General features: G+C 67.6%; 15 protein-coding genes and 1 tRNA gene. 9 read left to right on the forward strand and 7 right to left on the reverse strand.

From position 1 onward, the window contains the following. Nucleotides 1–12: 12 nt before the first annotated feature. A complete protein-coding gene (locus ACZ5XO_RS13940; protein ID WP_464163000.1) occupies nucleotides 13–510 on the forward strand; it encodes a cell wall hydrolase in 498 nt (165 codons plus the stop codon). On the opposite strand, the gene ACZ5XO_RS13945 is transcribed toward ACZ5XO_RS13940, so the two are convergent. After that, nucleotides 507–1,538 carry an oxidoreductase gene (locus ACZ5XO_RS13945; RefSeq protein WP_464163001.1) on the reverse strand — a complete coding sequence of 344 codons (1,032 nt, stop codon included), beginning with the start codon at nucleotides 1,536–1,538 and terminating at the stop codon, nucleotides 507–509. The genes ACZ5XO_RS13940 and ACZ5XO_RS13945 overlap by 4 nt on opposite strands. Nucleotides 1,539–1,543: 5 nt before the next feature. Further along, nucleotides 1,544–2,587, reverse strand: a complete 1,044-nt coding sequence (locus ACZ5XO_RS13950; protein ID WP_464163002.1) for a ribonucleotide-diphosphate reductase subunit beta — start codon at nucleotides 2,585–2,587, stop codon at nucleotides 1,544–1,546. A gap of 156 nt (nucleotides 2,588–2,743) precedes the next feature. Between ACZ5XO_RS13950 and ACZ5XO_RS13955 the strand changes: the two genes are divergently transcribed. Continuing rightward, nucleotides 2,744–3,391, forward strand: coding sequence for a glutathione S-transferase family protein (locus tag ACZ5XO_RS13955; protein WP_464163003.1), 648 nt, complete (start codon nucleotides 2,744–2,746; stop codon nucleotides 3,389–3,391). Here the strand turns inward: ACZ5XO_RS13955 and ACZ5XO_RS13960 are convergent. The 3 genes from ACZ5XO_RS13960 to ACZ5XO_RS13970 all read right to left on the reverse strand — a co-directional run bounded on the left by ACZ5XO_RS13960 (nucleotide 3,388) and on the right by ACZ5XO_RS13970 (nucleotide 7,728). Beyond that, entirely contained in the window at nucleotides 3,388–5,487 is a 2,100-nt protein-coding gene (locus ACZ5XO_RS13960; protein WP_464163004.1) for a hybrid sensor histidine kinase/response regulator, read from the reverse strand. The genes ACZ5XO_RS13955 and ACZ5XO_RS13960 overlap by 4 nt on opposite strands. 104 nt (nucleotides 5,488–5,591) lie before the next feature. Beyond that, nucleotides 5,592–6,911, reverse strand: a complete 1,320-nt coding sequence (locus ACZ5XO_RS13965; protein ID WP_464163005.1) for an acetyl-CoA hydrolase/transferase family protein — start codon at nucleotides 6,909–6,911, stop codon at nucleotides 5,592–5,594. Between the two features lie 67 nt (nucleotides 6,912–6,978). Next, a complete protein-coding gene (locus ACZ5XO_RS13970; protein ID WP_464163006.1) occupies nucleotides 6,979–7,728 on the reverse strand; it encodes a phosphatase PAP2 family protein in 750 nt (249 codons plus the stop codon). 274 nt (nucleotides 7,729–8,002) lie between these two features. Here ACZ5XO_RS13970 and ACZ5XO_RS13975 point away from each other — a divergent pair, with 274 nt between their 5' ends. Both ACZ5XO_RS13975 and ACZ5XO_RS13980 read left to right on the forward strand, forming a co-directional pair. Next, nucleotides 8,003–9,892, forward strand: coding sequence for a ribonucleoside-diphosphate reductase subunit alpha (locus ACZ5XO_RS13975; protein WP_464164930.1), 1,890 nt, complete (start codon nucleotides 8,003–8,005; stop codon nucleotides 9,890–9,892). Between the two features lie 214 nt (nucleotides 9,893–10,106). Continuing rightward, nucleotides 10,107–10,925, forward strand: coding sequence for a lipid A-modifier LpxR family protein (locus ACZ5XO_RS13980; protein ID WP_464163007.1), 819 nt, complete (start codon nucleotides 10,107–10,109; stop codon nucleotides 10,923–10,925). A 9-nt stretch (nucleotides 10,926–10,934) separates the two neighbouring features. Here the strand turns inward: ACZ5XO_RS13980 and ACZ5XO_RS13985 are convergent, their stop codons facing one another. Further along, complete coding sequence (locus ACZ5XO_RS13985; protein WP_464163008.1) at nucleotides 10,935–12,716, reverse strand: gamma-glutamyltransferase family protein; 1,782 nt, start codon at nucleotides 12,714–12,716, stop codon at nucleotides 10,935–10,937. A 152-nt stretch (nucleotides 12,717–12,868) separates the two neighbouring features. On the opposite strand from ACZ5XO_RS13985, the gene ACZ5XO_RS13990 reads away from it, so the two are divergent. From ACZ5XO_RS13990 to ACZ5XO_RS14005, 4 genes are all read left to right on the forward strand, one after another. Then, nucleotides 12,869–12,945, forward strand: a tRNA-Arg gene (locus ACZ5XO_RS13990). 361 nt (nucleotides 12,946–13,306) lie between these two features. Continuing rightward, a complete protein-coding gene (locus ACZ5XO_RS13995; RefSeq protein ID WP_464163009.1) occupies nucleotides 13,307–14,095 on the forward strand; it encodes an ImuA family protein in 789 nt (262 codons plus the stop codon). Continuing rightward, the gene (locus tag ACZ5XO_RS14000; RefSeq protein ID WP_464163010.1) at nucleotides 13,986–15,545 is read left to right on the forward strand and encodes a Y-family DNA polymerase; all 1,560 of its coding nucleotides are present in this window, start codon (nucleotides 13,986–13,988) and stop codon (nucleotides 15,543–15,545) included. Before ACZ5XO_RS13995 ends, ACZ5XO_RS14000 begins: the two co-directional genes overlap by 110 nt. Next, nucleotides 15,542–18,931, forward strand: a complete 3,390-nt coding sequence (locus ACZ5XO_RS14005) for an error-prone DNA polymerase (RefSeq protein WP_464163011.1) — start codon at nucleotides 15,542–15,544, stop codon at nucleotides 18,929–18,931. The genes ACZ5XO_RS14000 and ACZ5XO_RS14005 overlap by 4 nt, the downstream gene beginning before the upstream one ends. Nucleotides 18,932–18,947: 16 nt before the next feature. Here the strand turns inward: ACZ5XO_RS14005 and ACZ5XO_RS14010 are convergent, their stop codons facing one another. Next, on the reverse strand, nucleotides 18,948–19,835 hold the full coding sequence (locus ACZ5XO_RS14010) for a hypothetical protein (protein ID WP_464163012.1): 888 nt from the start codon (nucleotides 19,833–19,835) through the stop codon (nucleotides 18,948–18,950). A gap of 154 nt (nucleotides 19,836–19,989) precedes the next feature. Between ACZ5XO_RS14010 and ACZ5XO_RS14015 the strand changes: the two genes are divergently transcribed. Beyond that, nucleotides 19,990–22,092 carry a TonB-dependent receptor domain-containing protein gene (locus ACZ5XO_RS14015; protein ID WP_464163013.1) on the forward strand — a complete coding sequence of 701 codons (2,103 nt, stop codon included), beginning with the start codon at nucleotides 19,990–19,992 and terminating at the stop codon, nucleotides 22,090–22,092. Nucleotides 22,093–22,096 lie beyond the last annotated feature (4 nt).

Genomic DNA, 22,096 nt, shown 5'->3' on the forward strand with positions numbered 1-22,096 from the left:
AAGGACGCTCTGATGACCTCTGTTCGCCCCCTCCTCGCCGCCCTGACCGTCGCCCTGATGGTCACGCCCGCACTGGCGCAGACCGCCGCCAAGCCCGCCAAATCCGCCCAGACGCCGGCCTCTGCTCAGGCCCAGGCGGCCCCCAGCGACCCCGTAGCCGATCTGCTGCGCCGTCAGGGCGAACGCTATCATCGCGCCCCGGATTCGGCCCAGGACCCCGACGAACTGCGCCGCACCCAGGCCCTGAACGCCGAGATCACCGCCCAGAACGATCTGGCGGAAAGCCAGGACCGCGCCAACGCCGCCGCCCACGCCAAGGCTCAGGCCCAGTATCAGACGGAACTGGATGCGGCCGAGATCGAACGGCAGCGCCACGCGGCGGATGTAAAGGCCGCGGCCCAGGCCCAGGCCGACTATGAACAGCAAATGGCCGACTGGCGCGCGACCGTGGCCGCCTGCGAACGCGGCGACCGGGCGCGCTGCAACGCCGGACGTCAGTCGCCTGACTAGAGCAGGACCTCGGCGCGGCGCGCGGCGCTGAGCAGACCCGCCTCCAGCACCTCCATCACCGCCACAGCCTCACCCGGCGGGACAGGATTAGGCGCGCGTTCGCGAATCGCGCGTGCGACAGCGGCGTAGTAGGCAGGATAGTCGCCGGGCGGGCCTTTCACGGCATCGGACGCGCCGGTCGCGCCGTCGAGGACCACGCCGGGACGCGGATCGACGCCCCAGCCCGCAGCGTCCGGCGCCAGACCTGACTTCAGCTGGTCTTCCTGAACATCCAGCCCGGCCTTCAGCCAGCTGGCCCGCGCGCCATGAACGGCGAAGCGAGCCTCGGGCGCGGGGGTGACCATGTCGGCGTGCAGGATGACCCGCTTGTCGGCGTAGCGCAGCACGGCGTGGGCATAGTCGGTCGCGCGACCGCCGGAACGCAGGATGGCCAGATCGCAGGTCACCCCCAGCGGCCGTCCGAACAGGACCAGAGCCTGATCGATCAGATGCGGTCCCAGATCATACCAGATGCCCGCGCCTGGACCGTCACCCTCGCGCCATCGGTCGCGCACCTCGGGCCGCCAACGATTGAAACTGCTTTCGAAGCGCACCACCGGCCCCAGCCGATCCTCGGCGATCAGGGCCTGCAAGGTCAGGAAGTCAGCGTCCCAGCGACGATTGTGGAAGACCGACAATAGCTGACCGCGTTCCTCGGCCAGGGTCGCCAGCCGGCGCGCCTGGTCGGCGGTCAGGGTGAAGGGCTTGTCGACCACCACGGCCTTTCCGGCCTTCAACGCCGCCTCGGCCTGCCCGGCGTGCAGGTCATTGGGCGTGGCCAGGACGATCAGGTCGATGGCGGGGTCGGCCAGCACATCCTCAAACGCAGCCAGAACGCGCGTCTGGGGCCACGCCTCGGCGACCGCCTCGGCCTGACGACTGACCACCGCCTCCAGCTCCATGTCCGGGCAGGCGGCGATCAGGGGCGCGTGAAAGGTCCGTCCGGCGTAGCCGAAACCGACCAGCGCCGTTCGGACCGGATGGGCCACGGCGATCAGCCCTCGGCGGTCTCGCGGCGCTTCATCATGGCGTCGAAGCTGTCCCAGACGCCGTCGGCGCCGTGCCACGAACCCTGGGTCGCGGCCTTGGAGTATTCGGTGGCGCGCGCCTCGAAGAAGTTGGCGTGCTCGACGCCCGACAGCAGGGACTGCAGCCAGGGCAGCGGGTTTTCCGTCACGCCGTAGACTTCCGGCAGTTGCAGCTGACGCAGGCGCCAGTCGGCGATGAAGCGGATGTACTGCTTGATGTCGTCCGGGGTCATGCCGTTCACCGGGCCCATTTCGAAGGCCAGGTCGATGAACTTGTCTTCCATCGCCACCACGGTCTTGCAGCAGTCGACGATGTCGTCGGCCACGGCCTGGGTGACGGCGCCCGTCTCCTTGTTGAAGGCGTGGTACAGCTTGATGATGCCTTCGCAGTGCAGGCTCTCGTCGCGCACCGACCAGGACACGATCTGGCCCATGCCCTTCATCTTGGACTGGCGAGGGAAATTCATCAGCATGGCGAAGCTGGCGAACAGCTGCAGACCTTCGGAGAAGCCCCCGAACATGGCCAGGGTGCGGCAGATGTCGGCGTCGGTCTCGACCCCGAACTGGCCCATGAAGTCATGCTTGTCGCGCATGGCCTCGTATTCCATGAAGGCGCCGAACTCGCTCTCGGGCATGCCGATGGTCTCGAGCAGCAGAGCGTAGGCCGCGATATGGATGGTCTCCATATTGGCGAACGAGGCCAGCATCATCTTCACTTCGGTCGGTTTGAACACCCGGCCGTAGCGCTCCATGTAGTTGTCCTGGACCTCAATGTCGGCCTGGGTGAAGAAGCGGAAAATTTGCGTCAGCAGATTGCGCTCGCTGTCGGTCAGGTTGGCGGCCCAGTCCTTGACGTCCTCGCCCAGCGGCACCTCTTCGGGCATCCAGTGGACCTGCTGCTGCTTCTTCCACATGTCGAAGGCCCACGGGTAGCGGAAGGGCTTGTAGGCGGCCGAAGGCGTCAACAGTCCGGCCGTTCCGGGACGGATGATCGAGGAGTGGGCGTTCATCAAAATGACCTGAAGCGAATCCGGAAAGAAGTGAGTTTCACCATGCGTCCGGCGCGGCCCGGCGCCAAGTCGGAATGCGCCTATCTTGCGATCACATTTTCACTCTACCGCTAGATATGGTGGTCAGAGAGGAATCAGATGGGGAGAAGCCTGGGGATGAGTTTCACGCTTTACGGCGCCGCCGGCTCGGGATCGGTCCCGGTCGAGGCGGCCATGACCCTGATCGGACTGGACTATCGCGTCATCGAAGCCGTGACCTGGGAAGGCGAGGCCGAACGCGACAAGGTCGCCGCCGTCAATCCCATACGCCAGATCCCGGCCCTGATCCTGCCGAGCGGAGAAGTTCTCACTGAAAGCGCCGCCATACTGATCTGGCTGGCCGACGCCTATCCCGAGGCGCGACTGGGGCCAAGCATCGCCGATCCGCGCCGAGCGCAGTTCCTGCGCTGGATGAGTTTCATTCCGGCGTCCATCTATTCGATGTTCTGGGTGCGGGACGAGCCTTCAAGGCTGGTCGGCGACGACGCGGCGGCTCAGGCTGAACTGAAGCAGCGCACGGCTGAACGCATCGCCGACTGCTGGCGCGTCATGGACGGCCAGATCACGCCGGGCCGCTTTCTGCTGGGCGACGACCTCAGCGTGCTGGACCTCTATGTCGCCGTCGCCAGTCGCTGGACGCCGCGCCGGGCGCGCTTCAACACCGAAGCGCCGCGCATGGCCGAGGTCGTGCGCCGGGTGGACGCCCTGCCCGCCTTGCAGGATTTCTGGGCCGAACGCTTTCCCCTGGGAGACGACGCCGCCTAGGCGGCCCGGCCCTGCTCTCGAACCGCAGCGGCGCGGAACGTATGGTCAATGGCCGCGTAGAGCCGCTCGTGAGTAATGGGTTTGGCCAGGTGAGCGTCCATTCCAGCCGCCAGACAGCGCGCAGCGTCCTCGGGCATGGCGTCGGCGGTTACAGCCAGAATCGGCACCTGGCTGGAGCCCGCGGGCAAGGACCTTATCCGGCGCGTCGCCTCCAGCCCGTCCAGACCCGGCATCCGCACATCCATCAGGATCAGGTCGAATCCCCCGACCGTCGCCTGGACCACTGCTTCCAGCCCGTCGCGGGCCTCGACCGCCTCACAGCCCGCCGCCTCGATCAACAGACGCAGCATCTGACGATTGACCGGGTGATCGTCGACGATCAGGGCGCGCAGCACGCCCGCGTCTGCGGCATCAGCAGCCGGCGCGTCCAGGGCTTCCAGCTTCGCTGTCAATCGAAACACCGATCCCGCCGATGACGAAGACACCAGAACGACATCTCCGCCCATGCTGCGCGCGTGGCGTCGCGCCGCCGGCAATCCCAGCCCTGCGCCGCCATGACGGCGGCCCAGGGAATCATCCCCCTGAGCGAAGGGTTCAAAAAGACTTGGCGCGAAGTCGGTCGCGATCCCGCGTCCGGTGTCCGAGACATCGACCGTCAGTTCATCGCCTTCGTGGCAGACGCGCAACCGCACCACGCCCTGCTCGGTAAACTTGACCGCATTCGACGCCAGATGCCGCAACGCCCCCTGCAGACGCCGCGCGTCGCCCTTGACGCGCCCGTCCGACTGCAGCGCAAGCTCCACCTCGAAACCCAGCCCCTTGGCCTCGGCCGCAGCGGCCTCGGGACCGACGACCGCATCAATCAGGGCGGCCAGATCAAAGACTTCCTGGCGCGCCGGCCCCTCGCCGCGCGAGACATCCAGCACCTCCTCAACGAGGGTCAGCATGGCTTCGCCCGACTCGCGGATCGCGGCCACCTGGGCCTGGACCTCGGGCGGCAGATCGGCGCGCCGCGACAGCAGGTCGGCATAGCCGCTGACGCCGTTTAGCGGAGTGCGCATTTCATGGCTCATCAAGGCGAGAAAACGCGATTTGACGGCGTCCGCCGCCTCTGCCCGGCGCCGCTGCTCCTGCGCGACAGCCGTCCGTCGCGCCAACCGCGACACGAAGGAACGCCGCTCAGCCATCAGGGCGCTGATCGGCAGGGCCGTCATCGCCCCCACGAGAAGGAAGCCATAATAGAGCGGCATCTGGCGCATGCGCTCCGGAAGGGCGTTCAGCTCCGCCACGTCCGGCACGGACGAGGCGCTGATCGGTCCATGCCCTGTCAGCGTCAGCAAACCGCTGACGGTCGTGGTCATGATCAGGGCGATCGCCATCCACGGCGGCGAGAGACGAAAAGCCGCCAGCATCAAGGGAGGAAAGACCAGAAACAGATAGGGCGAAGACTGGGTGAAGACCCACAGCGTCGCCGCCGCCAGAACGCCGAGGATCACGACAACCTCCAGCGGCGACTGAGCCGCCTGCCGGAAGCGATGCGCGCGGGCCAGCAGCAAGAGACTCGGAGTGACGATCACCAGCCCCAGAAGCTCCATGGCGAACAGGTGCCGCCAGGCGAAGACGGCCCGCGCCAGCGAATAGTCCCGCACGACCACGGCCACGGCCACGCCGATTGTGGCGGTCAGAACCACCGCCGGGGTCGCTGCGCCGATGACGAAAAGGATCACCCTGCGCGGCCGCCGCATATCCAGCGCCGCTCCACACAGACGCCGCGCCAGGACTCCGGCCGTCATAACCTGAACCAGATTCAGAACCGGGTTGAGCCAGACGAAAGGCTGAGCATCGCCGCGCATCAGGGCGCTGACCAGATTCAGCCCGAAACACAGAGCCAGAACCAGACTGGCCCGACGCCTCGGCAACTGCAGAAAGGCCGCCAGCATGACCCCGTTGGCCGGCCAGGCGATCACCGCCTGAAAAGTGGCCGCGCTCCAATGGCCAAGCAACAGACACAGGGCGAACAGCCCGACATAGACAGCCGGGTGAGGCCCTGCCTCTCGACCCGCGTCATGACGAAAGCCTCGCCAGCGTCCTCTCATGCCCCCCATCCTCGTTACGGCGCCCCGTCCCCAACCCTGCTCCGCATTTGTAAAGAAACCCTACCGCCAAAAGAACGAGGTTTTACTTATGGCGGAAGACCGGATCAGATCAGCCCCATGGCGCGGGCCTCGGCCTCCAGCCCCGCACGGAACTGCGGCGCAGCCAGATTGATCAGGGCGCGGGCGCGCTGATCCAGGGTCAGACCGCGCAGATTGACCCAGCCGTGCTCGGTGACGACGATCTGGACGTCATTGCGCGGCGTGGTGACCGGACCGTCCAGCCGGGCGACGATGCGCGAGGCTGTCCCCCTGGCCGCGGTGGAGTGACAGGCGATGATCGACCGCCCGCCCTCGGAGGCCGAGGCGCCGCGTACGAAGTCCAGTTGACCGCCGGCCGCCGTATATTGGCGCCCGTTCAGGTATTCCGAGCAGCAGGCCCCGAACAGGTCGATCTGAAGCGTGGCGTTGACCGAGACCATCCTGTCGTTGCGGGCGATGACGGCGGGGTCGTTCACATAGTCGACCGGGCGGGCCTCCAGCGCGGGATTCTCGTGCAGGAATTCATAGGTCGAGCGGTCGCCCATGGCGAAGGTGAAGACGGTCTTGCCCGGATGCAGGCTCTTCTTCGCATTGGTGACCACCCCGGCGCGCATCAGTTCGACCAGGCCCGGTGTCAGCAGCTCGGTGTGGATGCCCAGGTCGGCGTGGTCGTGCAGGGCGGCGCAGACCGCGTCGGGCAAGGCGCCTATGCCCATCTGCAGGGTCGAGCCGTTCTCGATCAGGCCGGCGATGATGCCGCCGATGACCAGATCCTGCGGCTGCTGCGCAGCCTTGCCCGCCTCCAGCAAGGGCGCGGCGTGCTCGACCAGGGCCGTGACCCGGGAGACATGGACCCGGCAATCGCCGAAGACGCGCGGCATGTGCGGATTGACCTCCAGGATCACCCGCTGGGCCGTCTTCGACACCGCCAGGGCGTAGTCGGTATTGGTCCCGAAGCTGAAATAGCCGTCGGCGTCCATCGGCGAGACAGTGGCCAGCAGGGTGTCGACCCCGATCTCACGCGTCAGGACGTTCGGCGCCTGCTGAAAGCCGGTAGGGATGAACCAGACGCCCTGACGGCCTTCCTCGATCCCGCGCGCCTCCAGCTTCCGCTCGATGGCGCCGTGGAACAGACTGTGGGGGCGCAGGCGGTCGGTCAGTTCGTAGCGCAGCACCGTCTCGCCGGCGATGGCGGTCGACAGCAGGTAGTAGATGTTGACGTCGCCGATCTCGCGCGCCTCGGCCCGGTCGGCCAGGGCCTTCAGCAGGGCGGGCGGCTGGCCGACGCCCAGGGCCATGGCCACCCTGGCGCCCGACGGGATCAGGGCGGCGGCGGCGGCGGGCGACATCAGGCGCTCTGCATGCTGGGCGGCGAAATCGGTCATTGCGCTTCCTCGAACGGCCGTTGGGCTCTGCTCGCTCCGTTATCCGGCGCCTGCCGTCTTCCGGCCGCTAGACATTGGTCGAAGGCGCATCCTGCAAGGGGGCGTCATGCAGCCGCTGGCGTCGTCCTACGGCGTAAGCGATCAGCCACAGGAGCATGGCCCAGGCCGCGCCGACGCTCCATCCGGCGAAGACGTCCGAGGCCCAATGAGCGCCCAGATAGATGCGGGTCAGCCCGATCACCAGGGCGATCAGGATCGCACACCCCAGGACATAGGCCTTCAGCCGCTTCGTCGGCACCGCCCGCGTCAGCATGACCCCGAGCGTCAGATAAAAGACGGTCGACAACAGGGCGTGTCCCGACGGGAAGCTGGCGTTCAATGTCTCGACCGCCTGGAACTCCAGCGGAGGGCGGTCCCGTTCGAACAGAGCCTTCAGGCCTTCGCTCAGCGCCACCCCGCCCGCCAGGCCGACGACCAGCAACAAGGCCGACAAGCGCTTGCCCTGGATCAACATGAAGCCCAGGGCGATCAGGGCAAACAGCGTCAGGACCGAAATCCCGCCCAGAGAGGTCAGGTCCGCCGCCGCCTCGTGCAGCCACCACGGCCCCCAGGGACGGCCCGGATCGTCGGCGAAGGGGCGCACCGCATGCAGCACCGCCTGATCAAAGGCCTGACCGTCGGCCTCGCGCATGTCGTCGGCCACCTCGATGAATGTGAGCGTGCCCAGGGCCACGACCAGCAGGGCGGCGACGGCGGCGATTTCGGTGCGGGCCACGCGCAGGGCGCGGGTCAGAAAGGCGGTCGGATGCGGAGCCATGGGCCGCTAACGGTCAAGCTGGCGGTGCGTTCCCTCACCCCAAGGATCACGCGTTTGTGATCGCGCGGGTCGAGCGGCTTGGCGATTGTCTTTTCCGACTTTTCCACAGCCCCTCGCCGGTGAATCTGTGGACCCCACATCGCCCGGGCAAGATCAAGTCTTTACCTGGCATTAGCGATATGCGCCCATACATCTAGCCGAGCACGGGAATAGAGACACCATATCTAGTGTTTCAAACCGGCACGGTCTTCTTACGATTTTGATCGGGGCAAGGATCAACATGGCTGGCGGCGAAGCTCTGCAGACGACGGAATTCACGACGGTTTCTGCGCCACCGCCCGAGGGCAAGCCGCAGCTGAAAGTGGTCACCGGCCTGCAACTGGACCGCACCCGCGACGCCCTGCTGACCGACTTCGGCAAGAAGACCCTGGAGGACCGCTACCTGCTGGCGGGGGAAAGCTATCAGGACATGTTCGCCCGCGTCTCGACGGCCTACGCCGACGACGCCGAACACGCCCAGCGCATCTACGACTACATGTCGAAGCTGTGGTTCATGCCGGCCACGCCGGTCCTGTCGAACGGCGGCGCCGATCGCGGCCTGCCGATCAGCTGCTTCCTGAACGCCGTGGGCGACAGCCTGGACGGCATCCAGAACGTCTGGAACGAGAACGTCGCCCTGGCCTCGAACGGCGGCGGCATCGGCACCTACTGGGGCGGCGTCCGCTCCATCGGCGAGAAGGTCAAGGGCGCCGGCCAGACCAGCGGCATCATCCCCTTCATCCGGGTCATGGACTCCATGACCCTGGCCATCTCGCAGGGCTCGCTGCGCCGCGGCTCGGCCGCCGTCTATCTGGACATTCACCACCCCGAGATCGAGGAGTTCCTCGAGATCCGCAAACCCTCGGGCGACTTCAACCGCAAGTCCCTGAACCTGCACCACGGCCTCAACATCACTGACGAATTCATGGAAGCGGTGAAGACCGGCTCCACCTTCGACCTGAAGTCGCCGAAGAACGGCGAGGTCATGAAGACCGTCGACGCCCGCTCTCTGTGGACCAAGATCCTCGACATCCGCATGCAGACGGGCGAGCCCTACCTGATCTTCTCGGACACGGTGAACCGCCAGCTGGCCCTGCACCAGCGCGAGCTGGGCCTCAAGGTCAAGCAGTCGAACCTGTGCGCCGAAATCATGCTGCACACCGGCAAGGACCACCTGGGAGCCGAGCGCACCGCCGTCTGCTGCCTGTCGTCGGTCAACGCCGAGACCTTCCTGGAGTGGCGCGAAGAGCCGAAATTCATCGAAGACATCATGCGCTTCCTGGACAATGTCCTGGAGGACTTCATCCACCGCGCGCCTTCGTCCATGGCGGCGGCCGTCTATTCGGCCAAGCGCGAGCGGTCGGTGGGGCTGGGCCTGATGGGCTTCCACTCCTTCCTGCAAGGGCAGGGCGTGGCCTTCGAGTCGGCCATGGCCAAGTCGTGGAACATGCGCCTTTTCAAGCACCTGCGTCGCGAAGCCGACAAGGCCAGCCGTACGCTGGCCGAAGAAAAGGGCCCCTGCCTGGACGCCGCCGAGCAAGGCGTCATGGAACGCTTCTCGCACAAGCTGGCCATCGCCCCGACCGCCTCGATCTCGATCATCTGCGGCGGCGCCTCGGCGGGCATCGAGCCGATCCCGGCCAACATCTATACGCACAAGACCCTGTCGGGCTCGTTCGCGGTCAAGAACCCCTATCTGCAGAAGCTGCTGGGCGAGAAGGGCATCGACACCGAAGCCGTGTGGAGCTCGATCCTCGAACACGAAGGCTCGGTCCAGCATCTCGACGCCCTGTCGGACGACGAGAAGGGCGTGTTCAAGACCGCTTTCGAACTGGACCAGCGCTGGGTGGTCGAACTGGCCGCGGACCGCGCGCCGGAAATCTGCCAGGCCCAGTCGCTGAACCTCTTCATCCCCGGCGACGTGAACAAGTGGGACCTGCACATGCTGCACTGGTCCGCCTGGGAACGCGGCGTGAAGTCGCTCTACTATCTGCGTTCCAAGTCGGTGCAGCGCGCCGCCTTCGCCGGCGCCGAGGACAAGGCCGAGGCCGAGGTCGATCCGAACCAGCCGGACCTCTTCTCGGCGGCCCGCACCGACTACGACGAGTGCCTGGCCTGCCAGTAAGGTCCGAACCGCACATCACAATCGCCTGATCCCACCGCCCGGAGGAACTCTCTTCCGGGCGGTTTCGTTTGGTCGAAACAGGATTGTGGCTTGAAAGAGGCCGTTGCAGTTCCCTCGCGTTAGTGCAGAGTGGTTTCGTTAACGGCTTTGGGAGGAACCGTTGGTGCGTAGGGAGGCTTGCCTCGTTGGTATTCTGATCGCCGTGGGTCTTCCCATGACGGCAAGCGCGCAGGCGACGCCCTCGTTCACCGACGTCGGAAACACGCCCGTGGCGGTTCGCGGCGGCGACGCCGTACAGTTCGAGGACGCCGCAGCCCGCCTGAACAACGACATCGCCATTGCGGCCCCGGACACGCCCTTCGGCGCGCCCCTGGCCCTGTCCGGATCGCCCGCCGGGCGAGACGCCTTCATCACGGGCCAGAACGAGGCCTGGTTCGCAGGCGACGGCTTCACCGACCGCCTGAGGATCACTGCGCGCGGCGAACCCCGCCGGGCCGACGGCGCCCCTGTGCCGCCCCGCGCCCTTGACGCCCGCGCCTATGACGACGCGAGCTACGACGTGACCTATACGCGCGGCTGGATCGCCGCGCGGGGCCGCACGCCCTCGGGCCTCGAAGTCTCGCTGACGCCCCACGCCGGGGTCGGCTTCGGCAGCGACGGCACGACCGCCGAGGCCGGCGCCACGCTGAAGATCGGCGAGGGCCTGGATCGCCTGGCGCCCGACGGCGATGAAGCCTTCGGCGAACGGGCCCGCTGGTATGTCTACGCCGCCGGGTCGAAACGCGCCGTCGGCTACAACTTCGCCCGCACCCGCGACGGCGACTTCGCCCGTTCAGGCATGAGTCACGACACCGGCGCCTTTCTCGGCGACGCCTCCATCGGCGTGGCCTATCGCCGTGGCGCGATGCAGGGCTCGCTGGGCATCGTCTATCGTGAGATCGAAGCCAACGGCATCAAGGCCTATAACGGCATCAACACCGACGTGTCGGAAGGCCTTGTGGCCTTCCAACTGACGATCCGTCCACGCGAATAGGCCATCGCCTTACTGAGTCCGGGCCACGCCCTCGCGTCGACTGTCCGCCGCGCCGTCCCAGCGCCCGTTCCGCCACAACCCGCCATGCAGGCCCGAGGTCTCGGTCGTATTGGGCCGCAGTTCGACGCCGCGCGCCGCCATGCCTTCACGCACCGCCTCGGGGAAGCCCTCGGTGTCAGCGCCGAAGCCGTCGCCCTTCGCCACTAGGTTCGGCAGGTCGACCGCCTGCTGCAGCGGCAGGCCCCAGGCCAGGGCGCCGATCAGGGCCTTGGCGTTATAGGCCAGGATGGACGAGCCGCCCGGCGAGCCCAGCAGGCCCACCAGCCGCCCGTCGCGATCCAGGATCAGAGCCGGCGACATGGACGAGCGCGGCCGCTTGCCCGCCGCCACGGCGTTGGCCGCCGGCGTGCCGTCGCTCGCCGTCGGGACCAGGGAGAAGTCGGTCAGCTGATTGTTCAGGAAGAAGCCGCCCGCCATCCGGCCCGAGCCGAACAGGCTCTCGACCGTGGTGGTCATGCTGACGGCGTCGCCCTTGGCGTCCACCACGACCAGGTGCGACGTGCCCGCCGGCTCGCGCGTGGCGTCCGCACCGACGTTCGGCGCCCCGGCCGGCACGCCATAGGGCGCCGCGCAGCGCAGAGCCGGCGCCAGGGCCGCGCGCTCGGCGACATAGGCCGGATCCAGCAGACCCGCGACCGGCACGGAGACGAAGGCCGGATCGCCGAAATAGCGGTCGCGGTCGGCGTACATCAACCGCTGCAGCTGACCGAAGGCGGCCCAGGCCTCGGGACTGTCCGGCCCCCTGTCGATGTCGGGCGTCTGCTCGGCCATGGCCAGCAGCTCCAGAATGGAGGCGCCGCTGGACGGCGGCGGCGGTACGCAGATGGTGTAGACCTTATAGGGACCGCACACGGCCTCGCGCACCACGGGGCGATAGCCGGCGATGTCGCCGGTCGTCAGGGCGCCGGGACGCGGCCCCTCGTTCACCGCCGCGACAATGGCCTCGGCCAGAGGCCCCTGCTGCAGGGCGGCCGCGCCCTCGCGCGCGATGCGGCGCACCGTCTCGGCATAGGCCGGGTTGCGCAGGGTCTCGCCCGCCTGATAGCGCGCGCCGTCCGGCTTGGTGAAATATTCGGTCGCCCAGCGCGTCTTCGCCTGGGGCGCACCGCCGTTGATCATGCCCGCCAGACGCGGGCTGACGACGAAGCCGTCCTGCGCCAGTTTCTCGGCGTCGCCGAACAGCTCGGACCAGGCCAGGGCGCCGTGCTGTTTCTGAGCCAGGGCCAGCATGGGCACCACGCCCGGCGCCCCCGTCGAGCGTCCGCTCAGCACCGCATCGACGAAGGGCAGAGGCCGGCCGCTCTCATAGAAGAGCTCAGGCGTGGCGGCGGCCGGCGCCGTCTCGCGCCCGTCATAAACGGTGACGGCGCCGCTTTCGGCCTCATAGACCATCATGAAGGCGCCGCCGCCCAGGCCCGAGGACTGCGGCTCGGTCAGGCCCAGCACAGCCTGGATCGCCACCGCCGCGTCCACGGCCGAACCGCCGCGCGCCAGCACCTTCATCCCCGCCTCGACCGCCAGGGGATTGGCCGCCGATACGAACGGCCCCCTGGCGACGGCGGCCGTAGCGACAGCCGGCGCTTCAACCGGAGCCGCTGCGGCCGTCTCGACCTGAACGCCCTCGACCGTCGTCGCGCAACCCGCCAGCAAGAGGGTCGCCAGCGCCGTTCCCGCCGCGAGAGACGAAATCCTGCGCGAAGGCCGCAGATGAGAGAAGGAATAGGCGCGCACGCGAGCACTCCGGGGCGTTGCAGGGAGGCATTATGCCTAGGCCCGCAGGCTCGTGAGGCCAACCCCGCATTTTCTCAAGATTTTCTGAGAAAACCTGCTTGCCAGCCCGAAAGCGACCCGCTAGATACCCGGCCCTGCCCGCAAGGCAGTGCGCACCCGTAGCTCAGCTGGATAGAGCACCAGACTACGAATCTGGGGGTCAGGAGTTCGAATCTCTTCGGGTGCGCCATTCTTGCTGTCGGATGTCACAACAAGTTGGACTCCGACAAAGAAAGTTGGACGGCGCATGCGCTGTCCCGGCATTTTCTCCGCGATTTGCACCGGCGGCTGCCTTCCAGGATTCGCTTCGTGTCTGCCATGACCGTTTAAGATCGGTCACTTGCTGGAAGCCAATCTGAGGTTGAAGCGCAGACTGCCGCCTCAAACTGCCCCAGAAGAGTCAGGCCGTTTAAACGGCAGCGTGTCCGGAACCTGAGGTTCCGCATCATCACCCGATCAGATCGTCCGAAAGGCCGTCTGAAATCGAAAGTGGATCATCGTCTGCCGTCTCGCTTGACTCCCTCCCAGGGTCAGGGCGCATATAAGAACATATGCAGAACATTTATTCTCAGCCTGACGCTCTAGCGGCGCTGAAGACTCGCCTGGAGGCCCTGGATCGGGCCGGCGGTCGTCGCGTCGGCGCGGGCGTCCGCGCAGGAAGCGACGACGCCTTTGCGCCGTTGGCCACGGGCGTTCTGCATGATCTCTACGCCGCCGCCCCTGCCGACGCCGTAACGGTCAACGCCTTCGGGCTGGGCATGGCGCTGCGGGCGGCGGCGGGGCGGCCCATCGTCTGGGGTCTGCATGAGATGATGGCCCAGGAGGCGGGACGGCCGCACGGTCCGGGCCTGCATGAGATGGGGTTATCTCCGCGCGACCTGCTGCTGGTGCGGGCGCGCGACGTGCAGACATTGCTGGCCGCTGGCGAAGAAGCCCTGCGCAGTCCCGCCGTGGGCGCCGTGCTGTTGAGCGCCTGGGGCGAGGCCAAGGCCTTCAGCCTGACGGCCAGCCGCCGACTGGTTCTGGCGGCCGAGACGGACGGCGCGACCCTGTTCCTGGCGCGGGCGGGCGCCCTGCCCTGCCCCAGCGCAGCCGAGACCCGCTGGTCGGTGGCGTCCTGCGCTTCGGAACCCCTGGAAGGCGGAGCGCCGGGGCGGCCGTCTTTTTCCGCGACCCTGCTGCGGCGGCGCGGCGGCGGGGCGACCGGGACCTGGATCATGGAGTGGGATCGTGAGCAGCGAACCTTCCGCCCGCCCGCGCCGCTATCTGGCGGTCTGGTTCCCCTGGCTGCCCAGCGACCGGCTGCGGCGTCAGGAACAGCGGGCCGACGCGCCGCCTGAGGATGCGCCGCCGGTCGTCCTGGCCGAGAAGATCAAGGGCGCGTTGCGGCTGGCTGCCGTCGATCCGGCGGCGGCGCGAGCGGGACTGACCCCTGGCCTGGCCCTGGCCGACGCGCGGGCGCGGACCCCCGCCCTGCGCGTCGTCGCCCATCGACCCGACCTCGACGACGCCCTGCTGGGGCGGGTGCTGGAGGATTTCGGGCGCTTCACCCCCATGATCGCGCTGGACCCTCCGCATGGCCTGATATTGGACGTGACCGGCTGCGCCCACCTGTTCGGCGGAGAGACGGGCCTGATGCGGACGGTCCAGGCGCGGGCCGAACGCGCCGGACTCAAAATCCGGTGCGCCTTGGCCGCCACGCCACAGGTCGCTCGCGCCCTGGCCCGCTTTGGCCCCGGCGGCCGGTTCGAGCCCGGCCAGGACCGCGCCGCCGCGCGCCGCCTGCCGGTCGCCGCCCTGGAGCTTTCGGACAAGGAGGATGAGGCCTTGCGCCGTCTGGGCCTGAAGCGGCTGGGCGACCTGGACGATCGGCCTCACGCGCCCCTGGCCGCCCGCTTCGGCGCTGACTTCCCGACCCGGCTGGCGCGGGTTCTGGGCGACGAGGACATGCGCATCACCCCGCATCGTCCGCCCGCGCCCGTGGTCGTCGACCGCATCTTCTTCGAGCCGATCTCGGCGCCCGAGGACGTGGAGCGGGTCCTGTCCGACCTGCTGGTCGAGACCATGGACCGGCTGGATCAGACGGGCCTCGGCGGCCGCGCCTTCGAGGCCGGCTTCTATCGCGTGGACGGCGAGACGCGCCGGATCGTCGTCCGCACCGGCCGCCCGACCCGCGACACCCCCGCGACCCTGCGGCTGTTCAGCGAGCGGATGGCGGCCCTGGCCGCCCCGTTGGATCCCGGCTTCGGCTTCGACCAGATGCGGATGTCCGTGCCCTGGACCCAGGTTCTGGCGCCGGCACAGCAAGGCCTGGAGCGTGAGACGCCCGGCGAAGAGGCCTTCAGCCGTCTGGTGGATCGGCTAACCGCGCGCCTGGGCCCCGAGGCCGTGCTGCGTTTCGAGCCCTTCGCCTCGCACATTCCCGAACGCGCGGCGCGACTGGTCCCGGCCGCCGTCCGTCATGGCGACGAGACCTGGCCCGACCTCGATCCCGACGATCCGCCCTTGCGGCCGCTGCAGATGTTCGACCCGCCCCAGCCGGTCGAAACCCTGGCCGAGGTTCCCGACGGCTATCCCCTGAAGTTCCGCTGGCGCCGCGTCCTGCACGAGGTGACCCGCGCCGAAGGGCCCGAGCGGATCAGCGGCGAGTGGTGGCGCGCGCCGAACCAGCGCACCCGCGACTATTATCGGGTCGAGGACCGGGACGGCCGCCGCTTCTGGCTGTTCCGCCAGGGTCTCTATGGCGAGACGCCCGAGCCGCGCTGGTTCATCCACGGCCTGTTCGCATGAGGAGGCTCGACCCTTGCGGCGCCTACGCCGAACTGGCGACGGCCAGCAACTTCTCCTTCCTGCGCGGGGCCTCGCATCCCAAGGACCTGGTGTTGACGGCGATCCAGCGCGGCCACGCCGGACTGGGGCTGGCCGATCGCAACACCGTCGCGGGCGTGGTGCGGGCCTGGAGCGCGCTGAAGGAGATTCGCGTCGAGGGCCTGGCCCCGCCGGACAGGATGCGCGACGGCGGCAGTCCCGGCGAGATCGCCTTCATCGAGGACCCGCTGAACGATCCGGCCCTGTCCGAAGAGGTGAAGCGCCGTGCGGCGGACTTCCGCCTGCTGACCGGGACGCGGTTGGTCTTCAACGACGGGACGCCGGACGTCATCGCCTATCCAGAGACGCGGGCGGGTTGGGGTCGGCTGACGCGTCTGCTGACCCTAGGCAATCGCCGGGCCAGGAAGGGCGAATGCGAGATCGGCCTGCGCGACCTGCTGGCCGATCCTGAGGAGCTGATGCTGATCCTCGTCCCGCCCAATCGGCTGACGGGGCTGGAAGAGGTGCTGCTCCGCATGACCGAAGCCGCTCCGGGCGCAGTCTGGCTGGGCGCCGCCCTGCACAGGCGCGGCGACGACCGGCGTCGACTAGCCCGTCTCAAGGCCATGGCGGAGCGGGTGGACGTTCGCCTGCTGGCGCTCAACGACATCCTCTACGCCACTCCCGATGACCGCGACCTGCAGGACGTCCTGACCTGCATCCGCGAAGGCGCGACCATCGAGACCACCGGCCGTCGGCTGGAGGCCAACGCCGAGCGCTGGCTGAAGCCCGAGGATGAAATGGCCCGTCTGTTCAAAGACGCGCCCGAGGCGGTGGCCGAGACGACCGCCTTCCTGTCGCGCGCGACCTTCGATCTGAGCAACTTGAAGTATGAATATCCTGAGGAGCCCGTACCGCCGGAGTGGGAACCCCAGAGCTGGCTGGAAGAGCTGGTCCGACGCCGCACCCTGGTCCGCTATCCCGACGGCGCACCACCTAAGGTTGCAACTCTGCTCAATCGAGAGTTGGAGTTCATCGCCGAGCGCAGCCTGGCCCCCTACTTCCTGACCATCCACGACATCGTCCGCACGGCCGAGAACAAGGGCATCCTGTGCCAGGGGCGCGGATCGGCCGCCAATTCAGCGGTCTGCTACGTCCTGGGGATCACCAGCGTCGATCCGGCCCGCCACGACCTGTTGTTCGAGCGCTTCCTGTCCTCTAACCGCGACGAGCCGCCCGACATCGACGTCGATTTCGAGCATGAGCGGCGCGAGGAGATCATCCAGTATGTCTATGACCGCTATGGCCGTCATCGCGCCGGCATCGCCGCCACCGTCATCCGCTATCGTCCCCGCAGCGCCATCCGCGAAGTCGGCAAGGTCCTGGGCCTGACCGAGGACGTCACCGCGCGCCTGGCCTCGACCCAGTGGGGCAGTTGGGGATCGGAGATCAGCGGCCGCCAGATCGAGCAGGCCGGTCTGGACGCCGCCAATCCCATGGTCGATCGCGCCGTGCGCATGGCGACGCGCCTGCTCGACTTTCCGCGCCACCTGTCCCAGCACGTCGGCGGCTTCGTCCTGACCCAGGGGCGATTGGACGAGACCGTCCCCATCGGCAACGCCGCCATGCCGGACCGCACCTTCATCGAATGGGACAAGGACGACATCGACGCCCTGGGCCTGATGAAGGTCGATGTCCTGGCCCTGGGAATGCTGACCTGCATCCGTAAGGCCTTCGACCTGATGAAGGCCCATTCGGGCGTCGAGCACGACCTCGCTTCCGTCCCGCCGGAGGAGGCGGAGGTCTACGACATGTTGTGCCGGGGGCAGTCCATCGGCGTCTTCCAGGTCGAGAGCCGCGCCCAGATCAACATGCTGCCGCGTCTGAAACCACGTGAGTTCTACGATCTGGTGATCCAGGTCGCCATCGTCCGCCCCGGCCCGATCCAGGGCGACATGGTCCATCCCTACCTGCGCCGTCGCAACGGCGTGGAGAAGGTTCACTATCCCCCGCCCGGCCGCCTCTATGGTCCGCCTGACGAGTTGAAGCAGGTGCTGCACCGAACCCTGGGTGTTCCCCTATTCCAGGAACAGGCCATGAAGGTCGCCATGGTCGCCGCCCGGTTCACGGACGCCGAAGCCAACGGCCTGCGCAAGGCCATGGGCACGTTCCGGGGCGACGGGACCCTGCACACCTACGAAGACCGCATGGTCGGGCGGATGATCGCGCGCGGCTATGATCCTGACTTCGCACGGCGCTGCTTCGAGCAGATCAAGGGTTTCGGCTCCTACGGCTTTCCCGAAAGCCACGCCGCCAGTTTCGCCCGACTGGTCTATGTCTCTTCCTGGATCAAGCACCGCCACCCGGCGGCCTTCGCCTGCGCCCTGCTGAACAGCCAACCCATGGGCTTCTACGCCCCCGCCCAGATCGTGCGCGAAGCGCAGGAGGTCGGCGGGGTCGAGGTGCGCGCCATCGACGTCTCGCACAGCGACTGGGACAACAGTCTGGAGGGGCCTGAGAAGGCGCCCATCCTGCGTCTGGGCCTGCGCCAGATCGACGGCTTCAAGGAGGATTGGGCCAAGGCCCTGTCGGCGGCGCGGGCCGCAGCGCCCTTCGCCGATGTCGAAACCCTGGCCCGCCGCGCCGAACTGCCCGCCGCCGCCATGCGCAAGCTGGCCGACGCCGACGCCTTCCGTTCCCTGGGCCAGGACCGTCGCCAGGCCCTGTGGGCGGTGCGCCGGTTGCCCGACGACGATCCCCTGCCCCTGTTCGCCGCCGCCGAGGCGCGCGAGCGCGGCGCCCGCGAACTGGGCGCGGAGCCCGACGCCCATCTGCCCCTGATGCCGCTGGGCGAACATGTCGCCGCCGACTACCAGACCGCGCGCCTGTCGCTGAAAGCCCACCCCATGGCCATCCTGCGCCCCGTCTTCGCCGCCGAGCGGGTGCTGACCTGCGCCGAAACCGAAGCCAAACGCGGCGGCTCCCTGGTGCAGGTCGCCGGCGTGGTCCTAGTCCGTCAGCGCCCCGGCAAGGGCAACGCCGTCTTCGTCACCCTGGAGGACGAGACCGGCATCACCAACGTGGTCCTCTGGGCGCGGATGCTCGATCAGTACCGACGCGAGATCATGGGCGCCCGCCTGATGCAGATCGAAGGCCTGGTCGAGAAGAGTCCCGAAGGCGTCGTCCACGTCGTCGCCCGCCACGTCATCGACCGCAGCGCCGAACTGTCCCGCCTGTCAGAAGACCATGAGACCAATGTGCAGTTGGCCCGCGCCGACATCATCGCCCACCCGCAACCGCCACGCCACCCGCCGCACCGGCACCCCCGCGACGTCCGCATCCTGCCGGGATCGCGGGATTTCCACTGAGCGCCATCAGCAGACATTAGCCTGCGATCGGAAACCCGTCTTTCGGCGAATTTTTTGGCGATCGCGCGAGCGGCAAGGTCCAAGTATCATCGATCATCAAGCCGTCGAACAGGTCAGTCGGCGTCGCTCCGAAGGCGGCGTGGAAAACACCCTCGGGATCTTGCTGATCGTAGTGTCCCCGGAGCTCGGCGATGAAAGTGTTGTGGTAGGTCGCAAGCCAGATCAGTTTGCGCCGCGCCTTTCGGTCCGTTGTGGCGAGATGGCTCGAAATCAGCCGCCGATGGCTCTCGAGGAAAGCGAACCGACCGGCTTCCAACTCGTCGAACTCACTGGCATCCGCAGCGCGCAGATAGTCGAGGAAATAAGAGCCGTCGTCGGACATGCGGATGAATTGGCGTACGAATTGCGCCTCAGACCGGCTCACCGCTCCGTCCTGCCAGATCGATGCGTCGTCCAGATAGGTGGTTATCGCCTCTTCGTCGATCATGATGCGCGGATAGACGGCCTCCTTGGACTCAATCTCATAGGCGCGAACCATGGCGTTGCGGAAAATCGGCCCCTCTCCGTTCATGCCAAGGTGAACCGGACCGATGGTCAGGCCGCCGCGGATGAAGATGCCGAGGTTCACGCAGGAGATGGTCGCCTGCATCAGGTCGATCAGTTCGTAGACGACCGCCCCGGCCTGATACTGGGTGTCCACGGTGCGGACGCGCACAACGGCGTCCGAAACCGATTCCGAGAAGGACTCCGTCGAAAGGCGCGCCTCAGCCATCCGGGTGACGGGCTCGCCGTCACCAGCCGTGAAGCGACGTAGCGCCGCCACCATGTGCCGGATTTCCTCGGCCGAGCGTGTCTGGAGCTTGTCTCCGACGTCGGTGCCCAGGTCGACCTGGGTCGGGATCACGCCACGCCTTTTCTTCCTTCGGCCGTTTCCGCGCGCCTGAGCGCCTACGCCCGCGTCATCATCGCGACCAAGCGTCGCGAACCGGATGGTTGCAAATGAAAATGACTATCAGTACTCGGTAGCCGTCTCGCATTCGGCTCCGGAATTCGTCCTCATGACTCGCGTCGCCCGCCTGGCTCTGCTCACCTCCGCCGGCCTGTTCACGACGACCGCCGCCTTCGCGCAGAGCGTCACCACCGTGGATGATGTCGTCGTCACCGCCTCGACACGCGCGCAGAAGATCGAGCAGGCCCCGGCGACGATCACCCTCATCACGGCCGAACAACTGGAAAGTCGCGCCTACGCGGACCTGTTCGATGCCGTGCGCGATGTCGAGGGCGTCTCGGTCAGCGGCGGTTCGAATTTCCAGGACATCTTCATTCGCGGCCTGCCGGGCGCCTACACCCTGACGCTGGTGGACGGTCGGCGCCAGTCGACCCGGGACGCCCGTGTCAACGGCAACGGCGGTCTGGAGCAGAGCTTCACCCCGCCCGTCTCGGCCATCGAGCGCATTGAAGTGGTGCGCGGGCCAATGTCGTCGCTCTATGGCTCGGACGCCATTGGCGGCGTTATCAACATCATCACCAGGAAGGTGCCAGACCGCTGGGGCGGGTCGATCGCGGCCGACTACGTCGCCCAGGAAAGCGGCGACAGCGGCGACTGGGCGCAAGGACAATTCTATCTGGCTGGCCCCGTCGTCGAGGGCAAGCTGGGGGCCCAGATCTGGGGCCGGGCCTATGACCGGGCCGAAGACGACATCTTCAACGCTCCCAGCAGCACCGGCGCCATGGGCTCCGAGGAATACAGCCTGACCGGTCGCCTGGCCTGGACCCCTACGCCCGACCACGAAATTCTGCTGCAGGCCGACACCACGCGCATCGACCGCTTCAGCACGGCGGGCAAGACGGTGGCCGCCACCGGGCGCAGCACGCGCAACGAACATAGCCGCGACAGCGCCTCCCTGTCATGGAACGGCGACTGGTCCTGGGGAACCAGCGCCCTGTCGCTGATGCGCGAAGAGTCTTCTCGCGAGATTTTCACCGCCGACGCCACCGGCGTCATGGTCCGCAACCCGCGCGCGCCGGAACTGACCAACACCGTCCTCGACGCCCTGTTCAACCTGCCGCTGACGGGCTCGCCGCTGGGCGATCACAACCTGGTCTTCGGCGGTCAGTGGATCGAGAACAGCCTGAAGGACATCAACCCCGGCGCTCGTGACAATGTCGCCAAGACCTTCGACGTCTGGCAACGCGCCCTGTTCGTCGAGGACGAGTGGACGCTGACGCCGCAACTGGCCCTGACATTGGGCCTGCGGGTGGATGACCACAAGCGCTATGGCGACCACTGGAGCCCGCGCGCCTACGCCGTATGGAGCCCCAGCGAGACCCTGACCATCAAGGGCGGCGTCTCGACCGGCTTCCGCGCCCCGGAAATCCGCGCCGTGGCGGACGGCTACGCCTATGAGACCGGCGGCGCCAACTGCAACTATGGCGCGGGTCTGTGCGGCGTCATCATCGGCGATCCGGACCTGAAGCCCGAGAGCAGCGTCAACTATGAGGTCAGCGCCCTGTGGCGGCCGATCCCGACGCTGTCGCTGAACGCCACCGTCTTCCGGACCGACTTCAAGGACAAGATCGCCGACGACCGGGTCTGCGGGCCTGACGCCAACAACAACGGCGTCTGCGACGTGCCGAGCGAGGTGCTGCGCTGGGACGAGGACCCGCTGTATCAGCTCTACTACTGGTACAATATCAACGACGCCCGCATTCAGGGCGTGGAGCTGGGCGGGCGCTGGCAGGCGACGGACCAGCTCGCGTTCAAGGCGGGCTACACCTACACGGACTCGTCCCAGAAGGGCGGGCTCTACGACGGCCTGCCCCTGTCGCGCACGCCCGAACACATGGCCAGTCTGCGCGCTGACTACGCCGCGACGGAGCGCCTGAACCTGTGGGCCGCGGGCTCCTATCACGGCGAGGAAATCAACGCGGGCCTGCGCGTCGGCATCAACGGCGAACCGATCATGGACGGGGCGCGCCAGGTCGGTCGCCGCTACCCCGACTACGCCCTGCTGGACGTCGGCGCGAACTGGCGTGTGCGAGACGACGTGACGCTGAAGTTCGGCGTCTACAACCTGACCGACAAGGTGCTGGACGTGGCGACCTACGATGTCCAGGGCGACGGCCGTCGCCACTGGATGGGCGTCAGCTGGGATTTCTGAGGAT

The organism is Brevundimonas sp. T2-11, assembly GCF_055397675.1.